The sequence below is a fragment of the Xenorhabdus sp. IM139775 genome (genome assembly GCF_028598745.1).
In the GTDB taxonomy this organism is placed as follows: Bacteria; Pseudomonadota; Gammaproteobacteria; order Enterobacterales; family Enterobacteriaceae; genus Xenorhabdus.
Window position 1 is genome coordinate 1 of sequence record NZ_JAQRFK010000091.1, and the last position, 9,633, is coordinate 9,633.

Here is a 9,633-nt window from a genome sequence, read left to right on the forward strand (position 1 = left end):
GCCCCCGCGATAACGGCACACATCGTCAGGAAAAGCACGTCAAACAAGGGATAACTGATTTTGGCAGATTGGCGAGAGTCTTGTAACTCACCGAAATATTGAGAAAAAACATCGATAATCATTGAGGCACTCCCGAAAAAAGGAGTATAAGATCACAACTTAATTCGCGGGTCAAATGGATTAATATTGATTAAATAACGTTCGTGATCTTACCCTGATATAGATACCCCAAAAACAATTGCAGATGGCGCTCAAACCCAGCATTTAGGGCAACACAATTTTGCTATCATCCACCATCTGGTCAAAGACATTCTTACTGCGTCAGATGATCAACTCGTTGATGCGATATCCTTTTTAGCCGAACGAGTGAAAACCATTGTCGAGCCTACCGGCTGTTTAGGGTTTGCTGCGGCAAAAGCCCTGCGGGAACAATTGCAAGGTCAGCGTATTGGCATTATCTTAAGTGGCGGGAATATCGATATAAAACACTATGCCTATTTATTGGCAAATAAATCTCATTAGCTCACATTGTTTATCAATTAACATATCCGATTAGCATGATAAAAACACGGGGTTAGTCATTAGAATAAAGTCAGAAATAATAATGATAACTCCGAGTAAAATCATCGTAATACAATCCTATCATTATAACATTACCCTTTCAAATCACTCATTGTATGGTTGATAAACGAATCAACAAGTGGTAATCATAATCCAGAAGGTTCACCGTTGCTGATATAAAAATATCAACATCATTAATGAAATAATATTGAAATATTGAAATATTGAAGAGGTCACTAAGATGAGCAAAAACATTATTATTGTTTATGGGTTTTCGGAATATAGAAAAAATTACCTAAGTTATATTAAAGACGCCAACCCTAATGATATTTATATCACGATGGATAATATACTCTTTAGCTCAGGAATACTCGCGCGTGGTGGTGGTAACCACATAATGAAATTTGAACGGTTTTTTGAAAAAAATGGACAAAGTGAATATCTTGTCAACACAAAAAAAGATACTTATGTTAATTATTTTTATGAATCAGTTAAAAACAATAATTTCTTTGATCCAAAACTCAGTGAAGACGTGACAAAAAAAATAGATACAAATACCATAAATTACCTATTTCGCAGCCTTAGTTATTTTTTGAGATACGACTTTTTAAGGGGCAATTTTTCCGAATTATCAATCAGTGCCACGTTAAATAGGAGAAAAGAAAATGTAACCAAAAAAGGTGACTATAAAGAGTATAAAAATTATCAGGCTGGGTTTCTCGCCAAAAATATGCTTAATGACGCCAAACGAAACCAAGAAATCCTAAAAGAGAAAAGGTTCAGTGTACCAAACACACACCAAAGTAATGTTACGAACCCCCTAAATAATAAAATTAGAAATACATTTGGCGCTAATGATTATCCTAATCGTTCAAGTGATGAATTTATCTCAAATTCTTTTTACGGCCATTATAATATTGGCAATAGAGAATATACCTCTGGCATTTTTAATGCTTTCCATCAAAGTGATAAAGAAGGATTTAAACACCTTCTTAATTTTAAGGATGATATAGATGAACGCGGAAATCGTTATTACCCAGAGAAGGATAAAATCACTGAACAAGACAAAGAAATGTTTGCACACGGAGATGTCATTACAAATTGTTTTGCAAAGTCTTTTATTCGAAAATTATGCAAATTATCCATTGAATGGGCTGAACTGGAAGCCAGTAAGGCAGATTCACCTATAAAGAAAATGATCTTTTACGTAGAAGAACGCTCTCCTCTTCATCCTGAAAAAGCAGATAACATGAATGTAGATAATTTCCATCATAAATGGAGACATAGCGACTTCAAGGATATTGGCTCCAACAATAGAAACTTCCCGATTACTTATTCAGAGCTTAAATATGCCACCGAGTTAATGAAAAGGAAAACAGATCATCATATAGAACTCGTTTCTTTCGATAAATTTGCCTACGCCAAAACAGTCATTGATAATCTTTAATCCTCTGAAATGGTTTTCATTTTGCCCTGTTCCCGCTTTAACCTCCGCCATAACGTCGTGCGGCTAATTCCCAGATATTCTGCTGCCGCACGTCGATCACCTGAAAAGTGTGCCACAATATTATGCACTGAATCATGCACCGGAGAAGGGGTTTTAATAAAAGGGGGGGACTCAATTTGGACGGCTTTCATCTCGTTGCTGATAACATGCGTATCAATATGGCGCTCAGGTGAAAGGGATAATATCAATGCCGGGGTCAACACCTGTTCAGGATGGGCACTCAAATAGAGCGCTGCCCGTTCCATCAGGTTGCGCAGTTCACGCACATTTCCCGGCCAATGGTAGGTGTGCAATACCTCATGACACTTAGCCAGTTCCGCTATTCTCGACGCAGAGGCGGGTAAGTTAAGTGCCGCAAAAGCCCGTTGTAGGTACTCTGCCGCCAACAAGCCAATATCATTTCCCCTCTGCCTCAATGCCGGGACGTTGATCCGCAATACACTCAAGCGGTAGAACAGATCTGCCCGAAAACGCCCTTCCCTGACCCAGATATCCAAATCACAGTGCGTGGCACAGATGATCCGAACATCGACAGCAATCGGGCGATACCCGCCAACCCTGACAACGGATTTTTCTTCCAATACCCTTAATAACCGTGTTTGTAACGGCAACGGCATTTCACCAATTTCATCCAGAAATAACGTTCCCCTGTGCGCAATTTCAAATAATCCGGCCCGCCCGCCACGCCGCGACCCCGTGAAAGCACCTTCCTCATAGCCAAACAGTTCAGCCTCCAGCAAAGACTCGGTGATCGCGCCACAGTTAACGGCAACAAATGGCCGTGGATGCTTGCCCGCCAACTGCCCGTGACGCAAGGCATATTCATGATGGATAGCCTGTGCCACCAGCTCCTTGCCTGTACCACTTTCTCCCTGAATCAACACCGTGGCTGTCGAACGGGAATACAGCATAATCGTATTGCGTACATGGTCTATCGCAGTGGAATTTCCCCTGATATCGCTGATCGTGTGCCGTGTGCGTAGCTTATCTTCTGTCGGATAAGGCGAAATCGCCGCCTGATTAAGTTTGGTCATTCGCGCCATCTCTATGGCATCTTGAAATGCTTGTCGAATGGAGTCTGCCGAATAAACAAAAATCCCCACCAGTTCCGCTTTATAAGCCAGATCGGTGATCAATCCTGCCCCCACAATTACGTTGATACCTACCGCCTTCAACGCATTAACCTGCACCCAAGCATCTTCCTCTGTGACATAACTGCGCTGTTCAATGCGCAAATCGAAACACTGCTGAAATGCCTCCAATGCCGGCAAGGTATCCTGATAAGTAATCACACCGATTCGGGAACTGATTTGTCGGGCACGCGCCAATGCCTGCATAAAATCAAATCCGCTGGCTTTGGCAATAATAACCGGTACGGATAGACGACTTTTTAAATAGGCGCCATTCGATCCCGCGCAAATCACAGCGTCACAGTGTTCGGTTGCCAGTCGTTTGCGAATATGTTGAACCGCGCGCTCAAAACCCAATTGGATCGGCGTGATATCCGCCTGATGAGCAAATTCCGGTGTAATATCACGAAAAAGATCAAACAGCCGGGAAACAGAGACGGTCCAGATGACGGGTTTATTGTTTTCCCCTGCCTGTACCAATGCCATACTTTCTCCTGTATCACTTATCATGCGTTCACCTGATTAGGTTCACTTTACTGTTTCATTTCTAAAATTTGAAACAAGAATGAAACACAATAAAGTTAAGATGAAACCAAAGTGGAACCCAGATGAAACAAATAGACATTATAGCCCATCGCTAAACAGTCGCCATCAGTTAACCAAAATCAACCCATCACATTAATTTATAAGACAAAAATAATAAGTTTTTTCGTTAGCCTCTTATTTATCACTCCGATTTTAACCACTGGCATAAATCTTGCTTATAAAATAACAATAGAATACAAATTTATTTCAATTTGGTAACAACGGGGTTATATATGGCATTTTATTCCGCAGGTTTGGCTTTTCGTCGAGCAATAGAGGCAGAATCTCCGTTACAGGTGGTCGGAACCCTTAATGCAAACCACGCATTGCTGGCAAAACGGGCTGGCTACAAGGCGATTTACCTTTCAGGGGGGGGCGTTGCTGCGGGTTCGCTGGGACTACCCGATTTGGGGATCTCGACACTGGATGATGTGTTGATTGATGTCCGCCGCATTACTGATGTCTGTGACTTACCCCTGCTTGTCGATGCCGATGTTGGATTCGGTTCATCAGCGTTTAATATCGCCCGCACAATTCGTTCTATGATTAAAGCAGGTGCTGCGGGTGTGCATATTGAAGATCAGGTCGGTGCTAAACGTTGTGGCCACCGTCCAAATAAAGAAATTGTTGCCAAGCAGGAGATGGTAGACCGCATCAAGGCTGCCGTTGATGCCCGCACCGATGAGCATTTTGTCATTATGGCCCGCACGGACGCACTGGCAGTAGAAGGGCTGGATGCCGCACTGGACAGGGCCACAGCGTATATTGAAGCAGGCGCCGATATGCTGTTCCCTGAGGCGATTACTGCGCTGCCTATGTATCAAGAATTCGCGGCCAGAACGCAGGTGCCTGTTTTGGCAAATATTACCGAGTTCGGGGCAACCCCCCTCTTTACCATCGAAGAACTCAGGCGCGTCAACGTCGCCATTGCCCTTTATCCCCTGTCGGCATTCCGGGCGATGAATAAGGCGGCCGAACAGGTTTATACCACTTTGCGTCGGGATGGCACCCAGAAAAACGTCATCGATATGATGCAAACCCGCAATGAACTTTATGAAAGCATCAACTACTACGATTTTGAACGAAAACTGGATGCCCTGTTTTCCCAGAAAAATAGCAGAGGTGATACTGATGAGTAAGCAAAATACGACAACGGGCGTTTCTGAACCGACGCCATTCAAACCGAAAAAATCTGTTGCCCTGTCCGGCGTTACGGCAGGCAATACGGCACTTTGTACCGTCGGCAAAAATGGCAATGACTTACACTACCGTGGCTATGATATTCTCGATTTGGCTACCCACTGTGAGTTTGAAGAGATAGCTTATCTTCTTATCCACGACAAACTCCCTTCCCGCGCAGAATTAACCGCCTACAAAAACAAACTGAAATTCTTGCGCGGCCTGCCCAGCAGCGTCAAGGCCGCACTGGAAGCCCTGCCAGCGATAGCCCATCCCATGGACGTAATGCGTACCGGCGTTTCGGTCATGGGCTGCACGTTGCCGGAAAAAGAAGATCACAACCTCGCCGGCACCCGTGATATCGCGGATCGCCTGCTCGCCTCTCTCGGTTCAATCCTGCTTTATTGGTATCATTACAGCCATAACGGACGCCGTATTGACGTTGAAACCGATGACGATTCCATTGGCGGGCACTTCCTCCATCTCCTGCATGGTCAAAAACCGCGTGGTTCATGGGAAAAGGCCATGCATACCTCCCTGATCCTGTACGCCGAACATGAATTTAATGCGTCCACCTTTACCAGCCGGGTGATTGCCGGTACGGGCTCGGATACTTATTCTGCCATTATCGGGGGGATTGGTGCCCTGCGGGGGCCAAAGCATGGCGGAGCCAATGAAGTCTCCTTCGAAATCCAGCAACGCTATGATACCACCGCGCAAGCCGAAGCCGACATTCTTGCCCGTTTGGCAAGAAAAGAGGTCATTATCGGTTTCGGCCATCCGGTGTATACCGTTTCCGATCCCCGCCATACAGTGATTAAAGCCATTGCCCTGCAACTTTCCCAAGAAGCAGGCACAACCCAGATGTATGACATTGCCGATCGGGTTGAATCTGTGATGTGGGACAACAAGAAAATGTTCCCGAATCTCGATTGGTTTTCGGCGGTGTCCTATCACATGATGGGTATACCGACTGCCATGTTTACCCCGCTGTTTGTGATGGCCCGCACTGCTGGTTGGTCGGCACACATTATTGAACAGCGCATTGATAACAAAATCATCCGTCCGTCAGCGAACTATACCGGCCCTGAAAACCTGACATTTATACCAATTGAACAGCGTTAATCACCCGATTCACAAATAACACGATTTAAGGATTGATTATGTCTACCCCTGTTGTTAACCATGTTGTTAACCATCGCCCTGATTACGATCAGGTGATTGAGGATATTGTGGATTATGTCATGGACTACACCATCACATCCCCAATTGCTTATGCCACAGCCCACCACTGCCTGATCGATACCCTGGGCTGTGGGCTGGAAGCGCTGGAATACCCGGCCTGCACAAAATTACTGGGGCCGATGGTGGCGGGAACCACAGTGCCCCATGGGGCGCGCGTACCGGGAACCCAATTCCAGCTCGATCCCGTTCAGGCCGCATTCAACATTGGGGCAATGATCCGCTGGCTCGATTTCAATGACACTTGGCTGGCGGCGGAATGGGGACACCCTTCTGATAATCTTGGCGGCATACTTGCCACGGCCGACTGGCTGTCGAGAAACGCGATTGCCCGCGGAGAACCGCCGCTAACCCTGTGGGAAGTCCTGACAGCGATGATTAAGGCGCATGAAATTCAGGGTTGTCTGGCTCTGGAAAATGCGTTCAATAAAGTCGGCTTGGATCATGTGGTTTTGGTCAAAGTGGCTTCCACGGCGGTGGTTGCCCAAATGTTAGGGCTAACGCGTGAAGCCATATTAAGTGCGGTTTCATTGGCTTGGGTTGACGGCCAATCCCTGAGAACCTATCGTCATGCGCCCAACACCGGCTCTCGCAAATCCTGGGCGGCGGGCGATGCGACCTCCCGTGCCGTGCGTCTGGCACTGATCGCCCAAACCGGCGAAATGGGCTATCCCTCCGCGTTGACTGCCGAAACCTGGGGGTTTTATGACGTCCTGTTCAAGGGGCAAGCCTTCAAATTCCAGCGTCCCTATGGCTCGTATGTGATGGAAAATGTGCTGTTTAAAATCTCTTTTCCGGCAGAATTCCATTCACAAACTGCGGTAGAAGCGGCAATGATCCTGCATCAACAACTGAAAGAGCACGGCAAACAGATTGAGGATATTGCCCAAATCACTATCCGTACCCATGAAGCCTGTATCAGAATCATTGATAAACAGGGGCCGTTGAATAATCCCGCTGACCGGGATCACTGCATTCAATATATGGTCGCCATTCCTCTGATTTTTGGCCGTCTGACGGCGGCGGATTATGAGGATAATATCGCGGCCGACCCACGCATTGATGTTTTGCGGGAAAAAATAGTCTGTGTCGAAGATGCCGATTTCACCCGTGACTATCACGATCCCGAAAAACGCGCCATTACCAACGCATTGACTGTGGTATTTACCGATGGCACGCAACTGAACGAAGTCATTGTCGAGTTCCCGATCGGGCACGCCCGGCGCCGTAAAGATGGCATTCCGCTATTAGAAGAAAAATTCCGAACCAATCTGGCACGCCGTTTCCCGCAAGAGCAGCAACAAAAAATCTTGGCAGTCTCCCTTGATCTCATGGCATTGCGAGATATTCCGGTAAACGAATACCTCGATTTGTACGTTATATAATTGATTTATATCCTATAAACTTCAAGTTGCCGCTCCTAAGACGAAAGCAGCTGATTATCTCCCCGCGGCGCGGGGAGATAATCAATGCCTCTTGAAGTGCGGCGGGTATCCCCAATAGATTTCAGGTTGCAGGTAGGAGAAATTATGTCATTCCAAGATTTCTATCAGCATTCCATAGATGATCCTGATGCTTTTTGGGCAGAACAGTCCAAACGCATACATTGGCAGCAGCCTTTTGCCCAAACGTTGGATCATCACAATCCCCCCTTTGCCCGTTGGTTTTGTGGCGGGAAAACCAATCTCTGCTACAACGCACTGGATCGCTGGCTGACGAGCCAACCCGATGCGAGGGCGTTGATTGCCGTTTCAACGGAAACCCAGAGCGAGCGAATTTTCACCTATAAAGAATTACACCGCGAAGTCAATCGAGCCGCCGCGATAATGTTGTCACTCGGCGTCAAAAAAGGCGACCGTGTGGTGGTTTATCTGCCAATGGTGGCCGAAGCCCTGTTTATTTTACTGGCCTGCGCCCGGATTGGTGCCATCCACTCGGTAGTCTTTGGCGGTTTTGCTTCTCACAGCCTTGCCAGCCGATTGGATAACGCCGAACCCGTTTTAGTCGTCTCGGCGGATGCCGGTTCACGCGGCGGCAAAATCATTCCCTATAAGCCTCTGCTGGACGAAGCCATTGCGTTAGCCAGCCACACGCCACGCCATGTTTTAATGGTCGATCGCGGGCTGGCTGATATTCATTGGGTGGAGGGCAGGGATGTGGATTTTGCCACCTTGCGGCACAAGCACCTTGATGCCGAGGTTCCCATCACATGGCTTGAGTCCAATGAAATCTCCTGTGTGCTCTATACCTCAGGCACCACCGGAACCCCGAAAGGGGTTCAGCGGGATGTCGGTGGTTATGCCGTCGCGCTGGCAACCTCCATGGCGGTTATTTTTGGTGGTCAGGCTGGCGGCGTTTTTTTCTGTACGTCGGATATCGGCTGGGTGGTCGGGCACTCTTATATTATCTATGCCCCGCTGATCGCCGGCATGGCAACCGTCATGTATGAAGGCGTGCCGATACGCCCGGATGCCGGGATTTGGTGGCAAATGGTCGAAAAATACCGGGTCACCCGCATGTTTTCTGCCCCTACCGCCATCCGCGTCCTGAAAAAATACCCGACGGATTGCATCGCCAACTATGATATCTCATCGCTTGAAACGCTCTATTTGGCGGGAGAACCCCTTGATGAACATACTGCCCGCTGGATTGCCGAAACCATTAATGTGCCGGTGATCGATAACTACTGGCAAACTGAAACCGGCTGGCCAATTATGGCCATTGCACGGAGTTTAGATGACAGGCCAAGTCGTTTTGGCAGTACCGGCTTTCCCATGTATGGTTTTAACGTCAGGCTGATCAATGAACTGACAGGTCAGGAGTGCGGCGCAAATGAAAAGGGAATGCTGGCTATCAAAGGCCCGTTGCCTCCGGGCTGCATTCAGACTATCTATGGCGACGATACCCGTTTTATCAATACCTACTGGCGGCACTTTGACCAGCAAGTCTATTCGACATTTGACTGGGGGCTGCGCGACAGCGAGGGTTACTATTTTATTTTGGGGCGTTCGGATGATGTGATTAACGTCTCCGGCCACCGTTTGGGGACTCGCGAGATCGAAGAGTGCATCGCCAGCCATGAAGATGTCGCAGAAGTTGCCGTCATTGGCATCAAAGATGAAGTGAAGGGGCAAGCTGCTGTGGCTTTTGCGGTACTCAAAGAAGGGCGGGAAATCCAGAGCGCTGACCATTTTGCGGCATTGGAAAAGGCGTTGATGGCATTGGTGGATAAGAAAATCGGCAGTGTTGGGCGTCCGGCACGGGTCTATTTTGTCACGCAATTGCCGAAAACCCGTTCAGGAAAAATGTTGCGCCGTACCATGCAGGCCATTTGTGAAGGACGAGAACCCAAAGATATTGCCCTGATTGAGAACCCCGCGTCACTGGAAGCCATTCGGGACGCCATTTCCCATTAAGAAACGGATGAAA

General features: G+C 47.4%; 7 protein-coding genes and 1 pseudogene. 6 read left to right on the forward strand and 2 right to left on the reverse strand.

Features of this window, described 5'->3' with window-relative positions; all coding sequences use genetic code 11:
• Positions 1 to 122 (reverse strand): transposase family protein (locus PSI17_RS14830; RefSeq protein ID WP_273552716.1); only part of this gene is annotated, 122 nt, incomplete at its 3' end.
• Positions 123 to 219: 97 nt separating this feature from the next.
• Between PSI17_RS14830 and PSI17_RS14835 the strand changes: the two are divergent.
• Together PSI17_RS14835 and PSI17_RS14840 are read left to right on the forward strand one after the other, a co-directional pair.
• Positions 220 to 522: pseudogene (locus PSI17_RS14835) on the forward strand (pyridoxal-phosphate dependent enzyme); the annotation flags it as partial.
• 280 nt (positions 523 to 802) lie between these two features.
• Positions 803 to 2,008, forward strand: a complete 1,206-nt coding sequence (locus PSI17_RS14840) for a hypothetical protein (RefSeq protein ID WP_273552711.1) — start codon at positions 803 to 805, stop codon at positions 2,006 to 2,008.
• Here PSI17_RS14840 and prpR read toward each other — a convergent pair.
• The gene (prpR, locus tag PSI17_RS14845; protein WP_443256038.1) at positions 2,005 to 3,708 is read right to left on the reverse strand and encodes a propionate catabolism operon regulatory protein PrpR; all 1,704 of its coding nucleotides are present in this window, start codon (positions 3,706 to 3,708) and stop codon (positions 2,005 to 2,007) included. The two genes, PSI17_RS14840 and prpR, sit on opposite strands and share 4 nt — an antisense overlap.
• A 308-nt stretch (positions 3,709 to 4,016) precedes the next feature.
• Here prpR and prpB point away from each other — a divergent pair, with 308 nt between their 5' ends.
• The 4 genes from prpB (at position 4,017) to PSI17_RS14865 (ending at position 9,620) form a co-directional block, all read left to right on the forward strand.
• Positions 4,017 to 4,922 carry a methylisocitrate lyase gene (gene prpB, locus PSI17_RS14850; RefSeq protein WP_273552712.1) on the forward strand — a complete coding sequence of 302 codons (906 nt, stop codon included), beginning with the start codon at positions 4,017 to 4,019 and terminating at the stop codon, positions 4,920 to 4,922.
• The gene (gene prpC / locus PSI17_RS14855; RefSeq protein ID WP_273552713.1) at positions 4,915 to 6,087 is read left to right on the forward strand and encodes a bifunctional 2-methylcitrate synthase/citrate synthase; all 1,173 of its coding nucleotides are present in this window, start codon (positions 4,915 to 4,917) and stop codon (positions 6,085 to 6,087) included. The genes prpB and prpC overlap by 8 nt, the downstream gene beginning before the upstream one ends.
• Positions 6,088 to 6,125: 38 nt before the next feature.
• Positions 6,126 to 7,589 (forward strand): bifunctional 2-methylcitrate dehydratase/aconitate hydratase, encoded by a 1,464-nt coding sequence (locus PSI17_RS14860; protein WP_273552714.1) that lies wholly within the window; start codon positions 6,126 to 6,128, stop codon positions 7,587 to 7,589.
• A gap of 144 nt (positions 7,590 to 7,733) precedes the next feature.
• Complete coding sequence (locus tag PSI17_RS14865) at positions 7,734 to 9,620, forward strand: propionate--CoA ligase (protein ID WP_273552715.1); 1,887 nt, start codon at positions 7,734 to 7,736, stop codon at positions 9,618 to 9,620.
• The last annotated feature ends 13 nt before the right edge of the window (positions 9,621 to 9,633 follow it).